Annotated in this window: 16 protein-coding genes; 10 read left to right on the forward strand and 6 right to left on the reverse strand. The window is 60.8% G+C overall.

Features of this window, described 5'->3' with window-relative positions:
- Positions 1-9: 9 nt before the first annotated feature.
- The 6 genes from ACOYXJ_RS27670 to ACOYXJ_RS27695 all read right to left on the reverse strand — a co-directional run bounded on the left by ACOYXJ_RS27670 (position 10) and on the right by ACOYXJ_RS27695 (position 6,690).
- Positions 10-192: a hypothetical protein gene (locus ACOYXJ_RS27670; protein WP_034152556.1), complete on the reverse strand. Its 183-nt coding sequence runs from the start codon at positions 190-192 to the stop codon at positions 10-12.
- A gap of 10 nt (positions 193-202) precedes the next feature.
- The gene (locus ACOYXJ_RS27675) at positions 203-445 is read right to left on the reverse strand and encodes a hypothetical protein (protein WP_150794753.1); all 243 of its coding nucleotides are present in this window, start codon (positions 443-445) and stop codon (positions 203-205) included.
- Between the two features lie 194 nt (positions 446-639).
- On the reverse strand, positions 640-1,707 hold the full coding sequence (locus ACOYXJ_RS27680) for a lipocalin-like domain-containing protein (protein ID WP_460372723.1): 1,068 nt from the start codon (positions 1,705-1,707) through the stop codon (positions 640-642).
- Positions 1,697-4,168: an ABC transporter permease gene (locus ACOYXJ_RS27685; RefSeq protein ID WP_460372725.1), complete on the reverse strand. Its 2,472-nt coding sequence runs from the start codon at positions 4,166-4,168 to the stop codon at positions 1,697-1,699. Before ACOYXJ_RS27685 ends, ACOYXJ_RS27680 begins: the two co-directional genes overlap by 11 nt.
- The gene (locus ACOYXJ_RS27690; RefSeq protein ID WP_460372727.1) at positions 4,165-4,818 is read right to left on the reverse strand and encodes an ABC transporter ATP-binding protein; all 654 of its coding nucleotides are present in this window, start codon (positions 4,816-4,818) and stop codon (positions 4,165-4,167) included. Before ACOYXJ_RS27690 ends, ACOYXJ_RS27685 begins: the two co-directional genes overlap by 4 nt.
- Positions 4,819-4,992: 174 nt before the next feature.
- The gene (locus ACOYXJ_RS27695; RefSeq protein WP_460372729.1) at positions 4,993-6,690 is read right to left on the reverse strand and encodes a sulfatase-like hydrolase/transferase; all 1,698 of its coding nucleotides are present in this window, start codon (positions 6,688-6,690) and stop codon (positions 4,993-4,995) included.
- Between the two features lie 387 nt (positions 6,691-7,077).
- Between ACOYXJ_RS27695 and ACOYXJ_RS27700 the strand changes: the two genes are divergently transcribed.
- From ACOYXJ_RS27700 to ACOYXJ_RS27745, 10 genes are read left to right on the forward strand one after another with little or no spacing between them, the layout of a single operon-like run.
- On the forward strand, positions 7,078-8,430 hold the full coding sequence (locus ACOYXJ_RS27700; RefSeq protein ID WP_460372731.1) for a UDP-glucose dehydrogenase family protein: 1,353 nt from the start codon (positions 7,078-7,080) through the stop codon (positions 8,428-8,430).
- Positions 8,427-9,464, forward strand: coding sequence for an NAD-dependent epimerase (locus ACOYXJ_RS27705; protein ID WP_460372733.1), 1,038 nt, complete (start codon positions 8,427-8,429; stop codon positions 9,462-9,464). The genes ACOYXJ_RS27700 and ACOYXJ_RS27705 overlap by 4 nt, the downstream gene beginning before the upstream one ends.
- Before the next feature lie 18 nt (positions 9,465-9,482).
- Positions 9,483-10,229: a sugar transferase gene (locus ACOYXJ_RS27710; RefSeq protein ID WP_038369594.1), complete on the forward strand. Its 747-nt coding sequence runs from the start codon at positions 9,483-9,485 to the stop codon at positions 10,227-10,229.
- Positions 10,229-10,876 carry a CpsD/CapB family tyrosine-protein kinase gene (locus tag ACOYXJ_RS27715; RefSeq protein ID WP_038369597.1) on the forward strand — a complete coding sequence of 216 codons (648 nt, stop codon included), beginning with the start codon at positions 10,229-10,231 and terminating at the stop codon, positions 10,874-10,876. The genes ACOYXJ_RS27710 and ACOYXJ_RS27715 overlap by 1 nt, the downstream gene beginning before the upstream one ends.
- Before the next feature lie 21 nt (positions 10,877-10,897).
- Positions 10,898-11,920 (forward strand): polysaccharide biosynthesis/export family protein, encoded by a 1,023-nt coding sequence (locus tag ACOYXJ_RS27720; protein WP_038369600.1) that lies wholly within the window; start codon positions 10,898-10,900, stop codon positions 11,918-11,920.
- A 16-nt stretch (positions 11,921-11,936) separates the two neighbouring features.
- Positions 11,937-13,526, forward strand: a complete 1,590-nt coding sequence (locus ACOYXJ_RS27725; protein WP_150774472.1) for a GumC family protein — start codon at positions 11,937-11,939, stop codon at positions 13,524-13,526.
- On the forward strand, positions 13,523-14,614 hold the full coding sequence (locus ACOYXJ_RS27730; RefSeq protein WP_460372736.1) for a glycosyltransferase family 4 protein: 1,092 nt from the start codon (positions 13,523-13,525) through the stop codon (positions 14,612-14,614). Before ACOYXJ_RS27725 ends, ACOYXJ_RS27730 begins: the two co-directional genes overlap by 4 nt.
- Positions 14,611-15,978, forward strand: coding sequence for an O-antigen ligase family protein (locus ACOYXJ_RS27735; protein WP_460372738.1), 1,368 nt, complete (start codon positions 14,611-14,613; stop codon positions 15,976-15,978). Before ACOYXJ_RS27730 ends, ACOYXJ_RS27735 begins: the two co-directional genes overlap by 4 nt.
- Positions 15,975-16,943, forward strand: coding sequence for a glycosyltransferase (locus tag ACOYXJ_RS27740; RefSeq protein WP_460372740.1), 969 nt, complete (start codon positions 15,975-15,977; stop codon positions 16,941-16,943). Before ACOYXJ_RS27735 ends, ACOYXJ_RS27740 begins: the two co-directional genes overlap by 4 nt.
- The gene (locus ACOYXJ_RS27745) at positions 16,936-18,072 is read left to right on the forward strand and encodes a glycosyltransferase (RefSeq protein ID WP_102902811.1); all 1,137 of its coding nucleotides are present in this window, start codon (positions 16,936-16,938) and stop codon (positions 18,070-18,072) included. Before ACOYXJ_RS27740 ends, ACOYXJ_RS27745 begins: the two co-directional genes overlap by 8 nt.

An 18,072-nucleotide genomic window follows, 5' to 3' on the forward strand; every position in this document is an offset into this window, starting at 1 on the left:
AGACGCTGTTCAGGGCTTGGCTGGTGTTTGTTGCTTGGCGGTGTCCTGCGCGGTGGATTCGCCGCTGGGCGTGCCTTTTCCAGTGTTTTCACGCTGTTTCGGGTCGGTGGGCCGCAGGGCGTCGTTGTCGCGTTCGGTTTCGCCCGGTGGACGGGGTTCGTCAGGGTGTTCGCCTTGGGTGATCGGCTTCATGGGGTAGTCCTCAGGCTTCGGGGTCGTCGAGTTCACGGGTGACGTTGATGGCGGGGGAATCCTTGTGCAGGTCGTCGGCCTTGGCGCGCAGGAGCTGCCATTGTTCAAGGTCGATGGCGCCTTGGCCGAGCATGTCGTCGGCGATGCGTTGCAGATCGAAATAATGCGCGTCGGGGGATTGCTGCCAGTAGGTTTCGTCGTCGAACAGGCGTTGCCAGGTGGTCATGTCTGGGGGTTGCAGGTCGTCGCTCATGGGGGAGTCCTCGACGGCGTTTCGCAAAGGTGTGAGGGATATTTGGTAGAGGGGTTGAGAAGTAGCAGAGTTCCGGCCAATTTCTCTGTGGAGTCTGGGCGGGCGCTTTCGCGAGCAGGCTCGCTCCCACATTTTGATCTCGGTCAGATCCGGATTCTGCGCCCGTTCCAACTCGCAGTTTTTACGAGGCGCTGTCAGTACCCGGTCATTTCCAGATAGCCCCGGCCGGGATGGCTGCCGCGGATGCGCACCGGGCCTTCCCAATAGGGGATGCGCAGGTTCATCCAGGCGTTGGGGTTAAGCGCGTCGAGGGTGATGTCGAGGTGTTTGTCGGGGATGTTGATCGACCATTTCACCGGCATCGTCCGGCCAGCGATTTTGGCGGTGTCTTGCGGGGTGAGCTGAATCTGCGAGCTACTCAGGGTTTGCGTCTGGCCATCGGCGGCTATCCACGTGCCGGTGAGATACGGCGCGCCGTCCTTCTGACGCATGCGGTACAGCATCACGTGTTCGCCGCTGTCCAGGTGCAGGGAGAACCAGTCCCAACCGGTTTGATTGGCGGTCAGCGGCTGGCTGCTCCATTCGCGATCGAGCCATGCCGGGCCGCTGACGGTGTAGCTCTGACCGTCGATCTGCAAGGTGCCGCTGGCCTGGAAAAACGGCTGACTGTAGTAATACGAAGCCTGACCTTCTTCGGATTTCTGACTGAAACCCTTGTCGCCCTGCAACACCAACGGACGACTTGAGGTGAGGTGCAGTTGATAGGCGAAAGCCTTGTCGCGAGCGCTGAGTTGCAAGTCGCTCAACGGATCCTGCGCTTGACTGGCAAACCGCCAATCATCGATCCACGCCTCGAACGGCGCCAGTTGCACACCCGCCTGCCCTACTCCACCTCGGGCGTAACGTTCGGCGGCGTGATGCACCGTGCTCGAAGTCACCGCCGCATGCCCCAGCCAGATCGTCTGATCAGCCCACCCGGCCTGCTCCGCCAGCGGTTTCAGCGCACTGCGAAACAGCGTCCACTGCACGCCGAATTGATTGCCCTGCTGATCCTTGAGATTGGCGGTGACGTACCACCACTCGATGCGAAACCCCTCATGCGCAGCGTGATCCGCCGGAAAACTGAACACCCGACCCGGCACCACCGGCGTAAACGCCAACGCCTGATCGCCCATCCCGGCGAAACCTTTCTGCTCCGGCACCGATTGATCGCAACCACCGAGCAGCAACAAAACCATCAGCACAACGAAGTTAATCCTCATGGGCAAACGTCCTCAACAGGTCCGCCGGTTGCGTGCGGTACAGCGAGTACAACGGCCATGCCGACGCCAGCAACGTCGCCAGCAACGCCAACCCCATCAACTGCAGCAATTGCCACGGAAACACCCGCAACGGTAGCCGCCAGCCAAACGCTTGCACGTTGATCACCGCATCCAGGCACCACGCCAGCGCGATGCCCAGTGGCAACGCCAACACCAGCGTCAGCACCGCCAGCAACCACGTCTGTCCCAGATTGAGCAGCATCAATTGCCGCCGCGTTACGCCCAGCACCCACAGCGGTGCGAGTTGGCCGAGGCGACTTTGACTCTGGGTCAGCAGGCTGATGAACAGTGCCACACCCGCCACCGCCAGGGTCAGGCTGTTCAACGCCGCCGTGGCCGCAAAGGTCCGTTCGAAGACTTGCACCGACCAACCCTTGAGCCGTGCCTGATCGACGATGCGGCTGTCATCCAGTTGAAAGTGCGCCTGCAGGCTATTCAACAACGCCGGGATGTTCTGCGGCTCGATGCGCAGATTGAAACGGTTCGGCGTCAGTTGCGGCCAGCCGCGCAGCAAGTGATTGATATTGACCAGCAAGTGCCCTTTGGGATTGCCGTAGTCGGCGTAGATGCCGACGATGCGCGGCGACCACGCACCATTCGGCGCAGGAATCGTCAGTCGATCACCCGCCCGCACCTTCAGCCGACGCGCCAGCTGTTCGCTGAGCATCACCGCATCGTCGGTAGCCAGATGCGCCCACGGGTCGCTGCCACTGACATCGAGCAACGGCCAGTGCTGGCGATAATGCGCGTGATCGATGATGCCGAACACCTCCGCCGGCCAGCCCTGCAACGTCACCGCGACCTGCCAGTTTGGCAGAATCGCGGCGACGTTAGGCTGCTGCTTGAGCCAGCTGTACATTTCCCGCGACTGTGCCGGATTGCTCGGGTTGATATACAACTCGGCACTCAGGCGTTGTTCTAGCCAGTCGTTGAAGGTCTGGCGAAAACCGGCCGTCATGCTGCCCGCACCGATGTTGGCGGCGAGCGCCAAAAGCAATGCCATCAACGCCAGACTCAGTGCCGGCAGTTGCTGGCGGCAATCGGCGAGAAACCATTGACCGAGCACTGAGCGACTGCGTCCGAGCAACTGATTCAACAGCGCGCTGAGCAACACCGGCAGCGCCAATGCGGCGCCGATCAGCAATCCGGCCATCAGGACAAAACCGCTGGCCAGACTGTCGCCCCAGATCAACGCCGCCAATGCGATCAAGCCCAATACCGCCGCCAGCCAACCTTGTCGGCGCAACCAGCGCGCATATTGCTGATGCCAGGCTTGCGGATCCGCCACGGCCAACAACGGCAAACGGGCGGCGCGCAGCAGACTGTTAGTCCCGGCGAGCAAGGCGCCAAGCACGCTCAAGCCGATGCCACTGAACCACCACCAGGTGCTCAGGCGCAACTGCCCCGCCACTTCGGCGCCATACAATCCGCGCAGGCTGGCAGCGACATCCGGCAGCAAGACACTGGCCAACCAATAGCCGCTGATCACGCCGAATAGTCCGCCGATCAGTGCCAGTACACCCAGCTCAACGATCAAGCAGAAAATCAACATTTGCGCGCTGACCCCGCAGGCGCGCAGCGTACGCAGCAGACCGCGCCGTTGCTCAAGCGCCAGCCCGATAGCGGCGTGGACGATGAACAAGCCAACCACGAATGACAAAAAACCCAAGGCATCGAGATTGAGGTGAAAACTCTCGGTGAGTCGCGCCAGATTGTTTTCCTCGCCGCTGCTTTTGATTTGCAACAGACCTTTGAAGGTGGCCGGCAACTCGGCGTGAAAATCCTTGGGCAGCAACAGGCGCGACAATTGTCCGGGTTGTTCCAGCAGTGTTTGCGCGACGCCGATGTCCACCAGCAATAGGCCGGGCGCCATGTCCTTTTGCGCGAGCAACGGCGGCAATCGCAGACCATTAGCCGTTTGCGGTGTGTCGCCTTCACGCAGATCCAGCGCCTGCAAGGTTTCCGGTGAAATCCACGTACTGCCCGGCGGCGTGAAAAACTCGACAACACGCTCAATCGGCAACGCCTGCCCGGCCACCGCCGAATCGGCCGGCAACGACACCGGTTCGATACCCATCAATTGCAGCCGCTGATTCTCAATGCCCTTGAGCTGCAACCGGCCCTGCAACAGCGGCGACACCGGCCAGCCCTGTCGACGCAGATCAACGAACCATTGCTGCGCAAAAGTCGCACCGTTTGACGTGCTGAGACTGGCCTGCGGTTCGCCGCCGATCAATTGGCTGGCCCGCGCGTAGCTGTCACGCGCCTGACTGTTCAGTGCTTCGACGCCGGTGAGCAGACTGGTCGCCAGCCACAACCCGGTCAGCACACTGAAAAACTGCACCGGATGGCGCCGCCAATGACTGAGCAGCGCACGTAGCGTTTGCGCAAAGACGATCACGTCAGCCGCCCGTTGGACAACACCACCCGCTGGGCCAATCGCGCCGCAACCCGCTGACTGTGAGTGACCATCAACAACGTGGTGGGCGTGTCGTCGAGCAGTTCCAGCAACAAGCGCAGCACTTCGTCACTGGTCGCTTCATCGAGGCTGCCGGTGGGTTCATCGGCCAGCAGCAATTTCGGCTGCGACGCCAATGCCCGGCCCAACGCAACGCGCTGCTGCTGACCACCGGAAAGTTGCTCGGGATAACGCTTGAGCAAATCGCCCAGCCCTAAGCGTTGCACCAGATGCGCCTGCCAACGCGGCTCATGCCGCCCGGCAAGACGCGCCTGAAACGCCAGATTATCTTCGACGCGCAGACTGCCGATCAGGTTGAACTGCTGGAACACCAGACCGATTTCTGTGCGCCGCCAATTCGCCAGTTGCGCCTCGCTCATCGCCTCCAGCCGATGCTCGCCACTGCGAATGCTGCCGCTGTCGACTTTGTCGAGGCCGGCCACCAGGTGCAGCAACGTGCTTTTGCCACTGCCGGATTCGCCCATCAGTGCCAGGCTGCTGCCGGATTCCAGCGACAGGTCGACACCTTGCAGCACCGGCAATGGGCCTTGCGGGGTGAGATAGCTTTTGAAGACGTTTTCAACACGAAGCATGCCGCCACCTGATCGGTCAGTGTGGGGCAAGGATAGCGGATGGCGGTGACAGACTTGAACTCAGCGTTGAATTGGCCGGCCCCTTCGCGAGCAGGCTCGCTCCCACAGGTAGATCGCGTTCCAAATGTGGGAGCGAGCCTGCTCGCGAAAGCGTCGGCCCAGCCAATTCAAAACTTACTGCCCCGCCGCGACACTCGCCGGCGCCTGCGTCGGCGTGACAATACTGCCCAGATCAATGTGCTTCCACTCAGGCTTGGCCCCCAACCGCGCATTGAAGCGGTAGTTGAAGGTGAATTCATCCGCCGTCGCGACACTCAGCGGCTTGCCATAAACCGCCTCGATCCCCGCCAGGTCATAGCCCATCAACTGCAGCAGGGTCGGGAAGATGTTGTAGTGGCTGGAACGATCCTTGTTCGCCGCCAATTGCGCCGACCAGTCCAGCGTCTTCAGAGCGCTGCCCTGAATCACCACCAAAGGCACCAAGCCTTCCTCCTCCACCGGATCGCCGCCGCAATGGGTGTTCAAACCCGGATTACCGCGCTCATGCAGATCCTGGCCATGATCAGACGTATAGATCAGCAACGCATTGTTCAGATTGGCCTGGGCAAACACCCGCGCAAAGAACTCGCCGACGTTCCACAACACGGTGTTCTTGTAGGCATTGCGGTACAGCATCCAATCATCAGGCTGACCATTGAAACCGTTGCGTTCACCGGTATCGGCCACCTCGGTGAACTGCCCGCGCGGTAAGGTCGGACGGTAGGCCATGAACGCATCCGGGTATTTGTCATGCACCGGGAAGTGCGCGCCGACCTTGTTGATCACCACCAGCTCCGGCTTGTCGTCGTTGAGCAATTCGATGAGCTTCGCCGCTGCCGCCATGTCGCGATCGCGCACGCTGGTCTGGTCGAATTGCACGAACTGGTCGATGTCCTTCTTTTCGGTATCGGTCATCAGATTCTGCAGATTGCCCCCGGTGCGCTGGGCGTCGATGTAGACGGTGCGCAGCCCGGCCTTTTTCGCGTACTGCCAGATCGATGGCAACGTTGTGTTGATGCGCATGTAATCGGCGCGGGTACCGCCGTAGCGCAGGGTCACGTTGGTGTCGGCGCTGCAATTGGCAATGGACGCGGCGTAGCCGTAATTGAAGATGTCGACGCCGGGACGCGCTTGTTTGAGGTTGCTGTGCACGCCGAACGGTGCGTTGATATCCAGATAATTGCCGGAGATGCTTTCGTCGATGATCAGCACGATGTCATGGCCGACGGCTTGCGAGTTGCGCGCCAGCGTCACCGGTTCGCGCGGGCCGACCGTGTTATGCAGCGCTTCGTAGGCAAACAGATTCAGATAGGCCAGCGGCGTGTACATGATCGGCAGGCCCCGCGCGCCCTCACCCGCACGCAAGAACAGCACCGCACTGAGCAGCAACACGCCGCACAACGGCGCCGCCACACGTAACGCGTTGGGAATCGCCAACCCATGACGGGGCTTCAGGCCGATGCCGAACAGCAACAGCAAACCGCTGAGCACGCCACGCAGGAGCGCGTCCCGGTACTGGTACGCCGCTTCCTGGATGAAACCGCCGGAGTAAACCAATGAGACGAAACCGCTGTAGGTCAGGTAATCCGCCGTGACCCGGGTATAGACATCGAAAAACACTGCCGAGACAAACATTGCCAATGCGAACACGTGGCGAATGAGAGTCTGCCTTATATACGCCATTAGATATAACGCAAAAGTAAGCGCCAAAAACATCGCGCCAAAAAGAAGTACAGCAAAACCGAGGCCGATAGCATTTAACCGATCAATGTAATATTCGGAATACATCAACAAATAAACAATTAAGAACAATTCTTTGGCATATCTGAACATGGCGATACCGATCGGGCAAAACGGCAGGAGTCAAAGGTTTGTCAGTCAGAACCTGACACTAGCACCCGACCATCAAAGCGCAAGAATTGACTGTTTTTTGTAGAAAGCGTCAAAAAAACGGTGACTCAAATCTGACACAGCCAAGACGCTACAAGCCTTTAAATTAGCGGCTTACGACCGTTTATCGCTTATTTAAAATCTGAACAAATCTGCACAAAAGCAACAAATTCAATCGCAGCAATGACTTGATGGCCAATCGCCAAAAAATGCTCAAGTGTTATACCGATGCAACATGTCATTTTGCTGACACGCTTTTCAAACGCTGCGCTATACCCCTTTAACTATCTCATTCCGCAGTTAACTTTTTGGTGTTATTGAGGTGCGCAGATGGACGTGAGCGTATTTGGCACTGGCTATGTCGGACTTATACAAGCCGCCGCACTTGCAGATGTCGGTCATCGCGTTTTATGCGTGGACATTGACCCAAACAAAATTAAACAACTGCAACAAGCAGTGCCGCCCATTAGCGAGCCAGGTTTATCGAGCACGCTTGAGGAAAACATCAAGGCCGGCCGCCTGTTGTTCAGCACCCAGGCCAGTGACGCGGTCGAACATGCCGAGCTGATCTTCATCGCCGTCGGCACCCCGGCCGATGAGGATGGCTCTGCCGACCTCAGCCACGTGCTCAACGTCGCCCGGCAAATTGCTTCGTACATGGAAGCTGACCGCACGCTGATCATCAAATCCACGGTGCCGGTGGGCACCGCCGATCAGGTGCTCGCCGCCGCCAATAGCGAACTGCAACGCCGCGACAAGAGCAGCCTGACGGTGCGCGTGGTGTCCAACCCGGAATTCCTCAAGGAAGGCAGCGCCCTCGCCGACTGCATGCGCCCGGACCGGATCATCGTTGGCACCCGTGACGATGTCGCCCGCGAGCAGATGAGCGAGTTGTACGCACCGTTCTGCCGCAACCGCGAAAAACTGATGTTCATGGACAACCGCAGCGCCGAGCTGACCAAGTACGCGGCCAACGCCATGCTCGCGACGCGCATCAGCTTTATGAACGAGTTGGCCAACCTCACCGAACTGCTTGGCGCCGACATCGAAGCGGTGCGCAAAGGCATCGGCTCCGACCCGCGCATCGGCTACCACTTCATCTATCCGGGCTGCGGCTTCGGTGGCTCGTGCTTTCCCAAAGACCTGCGCGCCCTGCTGCACACCGCCGAACACAACGGCATGCCGCTGAAACTGCTGCGCAGCGTCACCGACGTCAACGACCTGCAGCGGCACATCCTGTTCAGCAAACTCAAAGCACTGTTCCCGCAAGGGCTGGCCGGCAAGTCCATCGCGATCTGGGGCCTGGCGTTCAAACCGAACACCGATGACATGCGCGAAGCCCCGAGCCGTTATCTGATGGATGCGCTGTGGGCCGAGGGTGCCAGCGTGCAGGCTTACGACCCGGAAGCCATGTCCGAATGCCGGCGCCTTTACGGTTATCGCAACGACCTGCACCTGTGCGCCACCCGCGACGACACCCTGGAAGACGCCGACGCCCTGGTCATCTGCACCGAGTGGAAAAACTTCCGCGTGGTCGATTTCGAGCTGCTCGCCGAAAAACTGCGCTCAAAGGTGATCATCGACGGTCGCAATCTGTACAACCCGGAACAAGTGGCGGCCGCCGGCCTGCATTACAGCGGCATCGGTCTGCGCCACATTGCCCCTGAAGGGCTGCGGCCATGAAGGTGCTCGTCACCGGTGCGGCCGGCTTTATTGGTGCCCATTGCGTGCTGCGGTTGCTGCGCGACGGGTACTCGGTGGTCGGTCTGGACAATTTCAACGCCTACTACGACCCGCAACTCAAGCACGACCGCGTGCAGTGGGTGCGTGAGCAGGCCGGCGATTTCCAGCTCGCTACGGTTGACCTGGCCAATGCCTCGGCCATCGAAGAACTGTTTGTCCGCGAACGCCCGCAAGTGGTGATCCACCTCGCCGCGCAAGCCGGGGTGCGTTACTCGCTGGAAAATCCACGGGCCTATCTGGACAGCAACCTCAACGGTTTCCTCAACATTCTCGAGAGCTGCCGGCATCACCCGGTCAAGCACCTGATCTACGCCTCCTCCAGCTCGGTGTATGGCGCCAATCAGCGCACGCCGTATTCGGTGCAGGACGGCGTCAACCACCCGCTGTCGCTGTACGCCGCCACTAAAAAAGCCAACGAGCTGATGGCGCACAGCTACAGCCATCTGTTCGGCATTCCCTGCACCGGCCTGCGCTTTTTCACCGTGTACGGGCCGTGGGGCCGGCCGGACATGTCGCCGATCCAGTTCGCCCGGGCGATCAGCGAAGGCACACCGCTGAAGCTGTTCAACTACGGCGAGCACCAGCGCGATTTCACCTACATCGACGACATCATCGAAAGCATCGCCCGCCTCATCGAGCAGCCACCGCAGGTCAATCCGCAGTGGGATCGCGAGCAGCCCGACCCGGCCAGCAGCATGGCGCCATGGCGCCTGTTCAACATCGGCGGGCAACACCCGGTCGAGCTGAAAACCTACCTGGCGCTGATGGAAAAGCACCTCGGTCAGACCGCCATTGTCGAGTTGCTGCCGCTGCAACCAGGCGACGTGCTCAACACTTGCGCCGAGGCCAGCGATCTGGCCCAGGCCACCGGATTTCAGCCCCGGATAGAGCTGGATGAGGGACTCGGGCGCTTTATCGCCTGGTTCCGCGACTACTACCCCACTGCCTATCGCCCACGCGCCGTACGCGGCTGAATTAATGTGGAGGACTCCATGACTGGACATGAGAAAGGTGTACCGATCCTAGAAATGCGCCGCGACAAGCGCGTGGATCCCGAGCACCGAATGCGTCTCGACGCGGCGATTCATCGCCAGGGTCGCGGCTGGTTCACCGGCCGCGACGGCGGTCGCCCATGGCAACTGTCACGCACCAATCGCGTGGTCGCCTGCCTTGGGGCGCTGCTGATCCTGGTGCTGATTTCCCCGCTGTTGCTGGGTCTGGCGCTGGTCATCAAGTTCAGCAGCCCAGGTCCAGTGATGTTCGTGCAGAAACGCACTGGCTACCGCGGCCGCAAGTTCGGCATGTACAAATTTCGCACCATGGTGGCCAACGCCGAAGACTTGAAAGAATCGCTGCGCCACCTCAACAAGCACGGTGCCGACGCGATCGATTTCAAGATCGACCACGACCCGCGCATCACCCGCATCGGCGGTTTCCTGCGGCGCACCAGCCTTGATGAACTGCCCAACCTGATCAATGTAGTGACCGGCGACATGCGCCTGGTCGGCCCGCGTCCGACCTCGTTCAACGCCTATCGCTACAAGGACAATCACCTCGCGCGTCTGGCGATCTACCCCGGCATGACCGGCCTGTGGCAGATCTCCGGACGCAGCAATATCGACTTCGACCAGCGCGTTGAGTTGGACCTCAGCTACATCGCCGAGCAGAGCCTTCTGCTTGATCTGAAGATTCTGTTGAAAACCCCCTTCAAAGTATTCAGCGGCCACGGAGCAAGCTAATGGACGGTTCAACCAACAAAAGCCTGAGCATCGCCACCCCCAGCGAATCGAACCTGACCTCGACCGTGCTGGATCTCGATCTGCGGATCCTGTTCCTGACCGCCGCCAACCCCGGCTCAGGCACCACCACCAGTGCGCTGGCGCTCGCCAGCCAACTGGCGCAAATGAGCAGCGGCCAAGTGCTGCTGGTCGATGCCAGTCAGTCGGCGAGCAATCTCACCCAGCAGTTGAACCTGAGCAAGGAGCGCGGCCTGCGCGACTTGCTGTTCAACCCCGACAAACCGCCGCTGTTGCAGGACTGCGTGGTGCAGGTCTCGAGCCTGCCATTCCACGTGCTGCCCAACGGCCGGCCGATCCGCACCCTGGAACACCTGACCGCCGAGCGTCTGAGCCCGTTGCTTGATCAATTGGGCAGCCAGTACCGCTTTGTGGTGATCGATGGCGACGCGGTGTACTCCGACGCCGACACGCTAGTCATCAGCACGCAAGTCGATGGCGTGGTGCTTGTCGTACGCGCCGAAGACACCCGCTGGGAAGTCGCCCAGGCCGCCGTGCAACGCCTGACTCAGGCCGGGGCAAAAGTGGTCGGTAGCGTGTTCAACCGGCGCAAGTACTACATGCCCAAATGGCTTTACAAAAACCTGTAAGCGAACGCAAAGGATGACGCCATGAACGCCAAAATGCTTGTCCTGCTGTTGCTGCCGCTTGCAGGCTGCTCCAGCAATTCCGACACCCGCAACATGCCGGTGAATATCCTCACCGCCACACCGGCCAATGCGCAAGCCACCGACATGCCGAGGGTCGAGCAGACCCTGCGCCCGAAAGACGTGCTGGATGTGATTTTCCACATCAGTACCAGCGGCTCGGACGCTTACCGCGTGCAGTCGGGTGACCAGATCGGCCTGAACTTCACCGCCGCCAGTCAACTCAACGGCACGCAACTGGTGCTGCCTGACGGCACCATCGAACTGCCGGGCGCCAACACCTCGGTGAAAATTGCCGGACTGACCAGCGACGAGGCGCGGCAGGAAATCCAGCGCGCCTATCAACGCAAGCAGCTGTTCCAGCCCAACCGCAATCAGCTCTCGGTGCAGATTCTCAGCCCGCTGAGCAACGAGCAAAACCTTAAAAGCGCGCTGAACCACCCGGCCACCGGCATGAGCCGCGAAATCACCGTCGGCACCGATGGCTATGCGAGTTTTCCGGAAATCGGCGCTGTGCCGCTGCAAGGCATGACGGTCAATCAACTGGAAACCTTCCTCAACAGCAAGTACGCGCAACTGCCAGGACGGATGACTGTGGATGTGCTGCTGAAATCCACCGCCGGCAACGAGATCTACGTGCTCGGCGAAGTCGCTCAACCGGGCTCGTACCCGATCCGCCGGCCGGTGTCGGTGCTTGAGGCGCTGACCCTGGCGCGCGGTACCAACGTCAAGGCGCGTCTCGATTCGGTGGTGATCATGCGGCGCAACGGCAATCAGGTACAGGCCATGAACTACGACGTCGAGAAAGCACTGTCGGGCGATGCCCCGCAGATCGCTTACCTGCAACCGGACGACATGCTCTACGTACCGAAAACCAAACTGGCCAGCGCCGGCGAGCTCGCCCGCCAACTGGCCGATGTGGTGCTGTTCCAGGGCGTGGGGTTCAGCTTCGGCTACCGCGTCGACAACAAAGGCAGTGACAACTGACTCTCAGGTGAACGACATGAACCCAAAAGAAAATTACCTGCACGAGTTCTTCAGGATTTTCTTCGCCAACAAGCAACTGGTGAAGCGCATCTTCCTGATCTTTGCAGTGATCGCGCTGTTGCTGCCGCTGTTGCTCAAACAGAGCTTCGATATCACCGCGCAGGTGATCGTGCAGTCGAAAAAACTCTCCCAGGGCGATGCGACCACCTCGCTGACCCAGGACAACGCCACCTTCATTCCGCCATCGCTGGCGGACATGGAGACCGAAAGCAATATCCTCCGTTCGCCGGCGCTGATTCGTCAGACCATCAGCGAACTGCGCGATCAGGGTCAGTACAACCCGCCGCCGGGGATGCTCAGCAAACTGGCCGAACCGTTCAAGCGTTACGTCAGCACGCCGCTGCGCGAATACGTGATCAATCCGCTGCGTGATGCACTGGGCATGGAAACCGATCCGGTGCGCGACACGGTGCTGGATGGCTTGACCCAGGAAGCCATCGACAATCTGAAGATCGAAACCCTGCCGGGTTCCAATGTCATCTCGATCGTCTACAGCTTCCCTGATCCCGCCCAGGGCACGACGTTCGTTGCCACGCTGCTGCGCAACTATCTGGTCGATCGTCAGGCCTTGCAATCGATCGAGCTGCCGCAATCGTTCTACGAGACCAAGAAGCATCAGTATCAAGTCCGCCTCGACGGTCTGGAAGGCGCACGGTTGAGCCTGCTGGAAAGCGTCGGTTCGTCCGATCCGAAAGAGGAAATCACCTTTCGCCTCAACGCGATCAACACCGAAGAGCAGGCACTCAACCTGTATCGCGATCGCTTGCTGCAAAGCCAGCGCTGGCTCGATTACCTGAAAACCAGCCTGGCCACCGCCAACACCAACAAACTTAACGACTACACCTTCCCGTTCACCTTCACCACTACGGTGGACAACATCGCGTTCGAGGATCGCGAGATCCGGCAGATGGGCGAGGCGCTGACCACTCAGGTCAGCCGCTATATGAACGACCTCGCGATATTTCAGCCCAGCAGCGAACCGATGTTGCTGGCCCGCGAGCAAATTGCCCGCACACGCCAGCAGTTCCTCAAAGTGGTCAACAACCGCATCCAGGAACGCACGATCGACCTGTCGGTGGTCAGCCAGGTCATCGAGCAGAAAACCGCGCGCATTGCCGAGTTCAAGAATCGCATCCATCAATTGCAGCAAACCCAAAGCAAGCTGCGCCAGATGGACACCGAGATCGGCGCATTGCACGCAGCGTTCTCAACCTATGCGCAACGCTTTGCCGAAAGCAGCACGACGCGCGCGCTGGATAACGACTTGTCCAACGCCCGTGTCTTGAGCCCGCCGTATGAACCGACCGAGGCGGCGTTTCCCAAGCCGATGTTGATCATTCCGTTCGGCCTGCTCACCGGACTGCTGCTAGCCATTGCCTTCGTCTACGTACGTGAGTTCTTCGATCACCGCTTCAAGCATCCGGCGCAAATCAGCCATGAACTGGGCCTGCCGGTGCTGTTGGTGCTCAACGAAGAAACGTCGCAGCCGGGTAATCCGCACAAGAACTGGACCGTGCCGAGCCTGGTTCACTGGGTGCGCAATTGAACGCGGCGTCCACCCCGTGCGTCGCCCTGCCGATCATTCATTTGCTCAGCAGCGGCGGCTTCTACGGCGCCGAGCGAATGTTGCTGGATCATTGCCTGGCGACGCCGGGACAGCATCAAGTGCTGTTCCTTGACGCGCCACCAGAGCTGATCGAGCGCTTTCGCCAGGCCGGGGTGGACGCTCGCAGCTGTGCCGGGCTCGGCGGACTGCTGCGGCACTTGCATCAGCGCCGTGGTGACAAGCCGTTGCTCAACACGCACAACTTCAAAGGGCTGGTGTTCGGCTGGGTCGGCGCCACTGTGTTGCGCCTGCCGCTGGTGATCACTCAGCACGGATTCACCCCGCGCAGTCGCAAGCAGAAGTTCTACACCTGGCTAAGCCTGCAACTGTGCCGCACGGCCTCGGTGAAACGGGTGGTCTGCGTCGCGCAAAGCATCGCTGTGTTGCACCGTCAGGCTGGCGTCCGTGCCGAGAAGTTGCAGGTGATTGCCAACGGTTTGCCAGCGGCGCCAGCGCTGCCGGCGGCGCTGGAACGACAACGCTGGCTGGTCGGCTACGTCGGCCGGTTGAGCAGCGAGAAAGGCCCGGATCTGTTTCTCGATGCGCTGATTGCGTTGTGTCACCAGCATCCGCAACTGGACGCCGTGATGCTCGGTGACGGTCCGGAACGTGAGGCCTTGCAGGCGCGTATCGACGCTGCCGGTTTACCACAGCGGATTCGCTTGCCGGGCTATCAGACGGCAATGCAAGGCTGGTGGCAGCAACTCGATGCGCTGGTGATCAGCTCGCGCACCGAGGGTACGCCGATGATTCTGCTCGAAGCGATGCAGGCCGGTGTGCCGGTGGTGGCGTTCGCGGTCGGTGGCATTCCCGATGTCTTGCAGGACCGTCACAACGGCCTGCTCGCCGCACCGACCGATACCGCCGCCCTCGCCCGTCAGCTCGACACGTTGCTGGCCGAACCGCAGCTGGCCGCACACCTACGCGACAACGCCAGACGCACACAACAGGAACGCTACGACCTCAAGGCTTTGGCTGAACGCTGGTCGCAGCTGTACATCTACACGGCACGGGAGGCACGCGCATGATTTTCCCGCTCTCGATCGTCAGTCTGCTGGCACTGGTCTGCATGGCTTTGCTGGTCAGTCCTTATCCGTTTCTGGCGCCGGGGGCAGTGCTGGGGCTGCTGGGTTTCACGGTGCTGTACCGCAAACCGTCCTGGGGCCTGCTGGGCATTGCCGCGCTGGTGCCGTTTGAAGGGTTCTTCAAGGACAGCGCGTTATCCGGGAGCAAATTGATCGGTGCTTCGCTGGCGCTGATCCTGGCGTTGCAACTGGCATTGCATCAGATTCCATCGCAGCGCCTGCGCAGCAATCTGTGGCGCTACCTGATCGGTTTCATGGCGCTGTACCTGCTGAGCCTGCTCGCCACCGACAACATGGGCATGTCACAGAGTCATCTGCGTGAACTGAGCGTGGGCCTGATTCTGTTCGTGATTACCTTGTTGGTCGGCCGCGAGCTGAACCTCGATCTGTTCGCCCGACTGGTCACGCTCAGCGTCAGCACGACCTGCGCGATGGCGATGTTTTCCAGCCGATTCCAGGACAAGGGCCGCGCCGCCGGCCTGCTCGAAGACCCGAATGCCTTTGCTCTGCTGATCGCCTTCGCCGTGCCGCTGGGCCTGCTGCTGGTGATTCGCAGCCCGAACCTGCTGCACCGTCTGTTCTGGGCGGGCTGCTGTCTTTTGCTGCTCGGCGGCATGACCAAAACGGAGTCGCGCTCAGGTTTGGTGGTACTGGCCTTGAGTCTGGCGATCGGGGTCTGGCATTACCGCCAGCACCTCAACCGTATCCGTCCGCGGCATTTCGGCTTTGCCATGCTCGGCGCGGCCATCGTGCTGCCATTGGCGATTTATGCGATGCCTGCCGGTTACCTGGCGCGCATCCAGTCGCTGAGTATCTTGAGCGCCGGGGCCAAGGCTCAGGATGAATCCCTCGGCCGTCGCGCCTCGTACATTGTCGTCGGCAGCCAGATCATCCGCGAGCATCCGCTGCTCGGCTCGGGCCCCGGGACATTCCCGTTGCACTATGCGACTACCGGTTATGCCAAGGCATTCTCGGCCAACCGCAAGATCGGCGATCTGTATCGCCGGGCGCACAACACTTATCTGGAGATTTTCAGCGAATTGGGGATTCCCGCCGGCCTGCTGTTTGTCGGCATGCTCGTGCAGGGTTTCTACAACCTGATCCGCGCACGACGCGAATGGCTGCAACGGCGTGAATGGCAGCACGCCGACCTGATGACCCATCTGGGAATGAGTTTTCTGTCGTTGACGTTGTTTCTGATGTTTCTCAGCGCGCCGAACCTGAAATACCTGTGGATCATGCTTGCACTGACCTGGGTGCTGCGCCTGAAAGCCGAGCAAGCACCGCTGACGGAGGCCAGAGCATGAGCCGGATCAGCATCGTCATTCCGATGTACAACGAGGCACGGCACATCGGCCGCACCCTCCTGGCCGCCCGCAAAGCCGCGAACGCCGCCGACATCGACTGTGAACTGATCGTCGTCGACAACGGTTCCACTGATGACGGGCCACAGATCGCCCGCGCCTTCGGCGCACAGGTGCTGGTGCTGCCCGGCCTGCTGATCGGCGCTTTGCGCAATCGTGGCGCAACGGTTGCCAGCGGTGAATGGCTGGCGTTCATTGATGCCGATATCGAAATGCCCGAAGACTGGCTGAACGAATTGTTCGCTCTCGAAGCGCAGAATCAGGGCGACATTTTTGGCCTGGATCTGCACACCCCCGCCGCCGCGCCGTGGTACGCGACCGCCTGGCAACGGCGCATGTTGCGTCCATCAGCGCACGCCAGTCGCACCGTGGACTGGCTGCCCAGCGCCAACCTGTTGATGCGCAAACGCTGGTTTGACGTCGTCGGCGGATTCAACGAAACCCTGCGCACCGGCGAAGACAAGGAATACACCTTGCGTCTGAGCACACAGGGCGCACGGCTGCTGTCGACCAGTAACAGCATCGCCCTGCATTGGGGCTACGAAATGAACTGGCGCGAGTGGATGGGCAAGGAGCTGTGGCGCCAGGGCAGCCATCTGCAGTTGCTGCGCACCCATGGCATGAGCCTGCGCCTGCTGCGTTTTCCGCTGCTGTCGTTGCTGGTCTGGATGACGGATTTTCTACTGATCGTTGCCTTGCTCGCCGGCCTCGCGCAGCTCGCGGTGATCCTGCTGGTGCTGACCCTGCTGCCGAGTCTGATGCTCAGCGTGCGGCAGAGTATCAAGCACCACAATGCTCGCCTCACCTTGCAGCTGTGGGGTCTGCACTGGTTACGCCTGCACCTGCCCAGCGCGGCACTTGTTCTCAGTCTGTGTCATTGGAACGCCAGGAGGCCCGCCCGTGGCTGAATTCATTTTTTGCCTGTGCCTTGTGCTGCCGGCGTACGCCTACATCGGCTATCCGCTGCTGCTGACCTTGCTGGCGCCGCTGTTCCCGGCCTGGCGGCACGCGCCGGCACCGCCGCTGAACGTCAGCATCGTCATCGCCGCGCACAACGAGGCGCGACACATCGAGCACAAGTTGCGCACCCTGCTGGCCCAGGATTATCAGCCCGCCACGCTGCAGATCATTCTCGCCAGCGACGGCTCAAGCGATGACACCGTCGCCTGCGCGCACAAAGTGATCGATCCGCGCATCACCGTCCTCGACCTGCCGCGCCAGGGCAAAGCCGCCACACTGAATGCCGGCGTTGCCGTGAGCAGCGGCGACATTCTGGTGTTCACCGACGCCGACAACCAATGGTCGCGCGACACCCTCGGCCATTTGCTCGCACCGTTGAGCGATCCGCAGGTCGGTGCCTGCGCCGGGCACATGGTGATCCCGGTCACCGGTGGTGGCCTGAGTATTGGCGACAGCCTCTATCGGCATTACGAAGGCTGGTTGCGCCGGGTCGAGAATCGCACCGGCTGCATGGTCTCCGCCGACGGCGCCCTGCTCGCCTTGCGCCGCGAGCTGTTCCAGAACGTACCGGCCGAGGTCAACGACGACTTCTTCATCAGTACCTGCGCGCCGGTGGCGCACAAACGCATCGTTTACGTCCCCCAGGCGCAGGTGATCGACCAGGGTGTCGACGAAGCGGGCAAGCAGTGGCGCCGCCGCCAGCGGGTCACCGTCGGCGGCCTGCAAAGCCTGGCGCAACGCAGCGCACTGCTGAATCCGTTCAAGTACGGCCTTTATTCCATTGCCTTGATCAGCCACAAACTGATCCGCCGCCTCGCGCCGATTCTCTTGCTGCCGCTGCTGCTGAGCAATTTCTGGCTGTGGAACGAGCACGGTTTCTATCGCCTGAGCCTGATTGCGCAATTGCTCGGCTACGCGGTGGCCATCGCCGGCCTGCTGGATTCGCAACACCGTTTGCCGAAACCGTTCCGCCTCGCGGCGTTCCTGCTGGTGACGCTGGCCGGCATGAGCGTCGGTCTGTGGCAGTTCCTGCGCGGGCAACGCTACGCACAGTGGAATCCTGACCAGAATCGTTGA

Source organism: Pseudomonas sp. Tul2A7 (assembly GCF_054790505.1).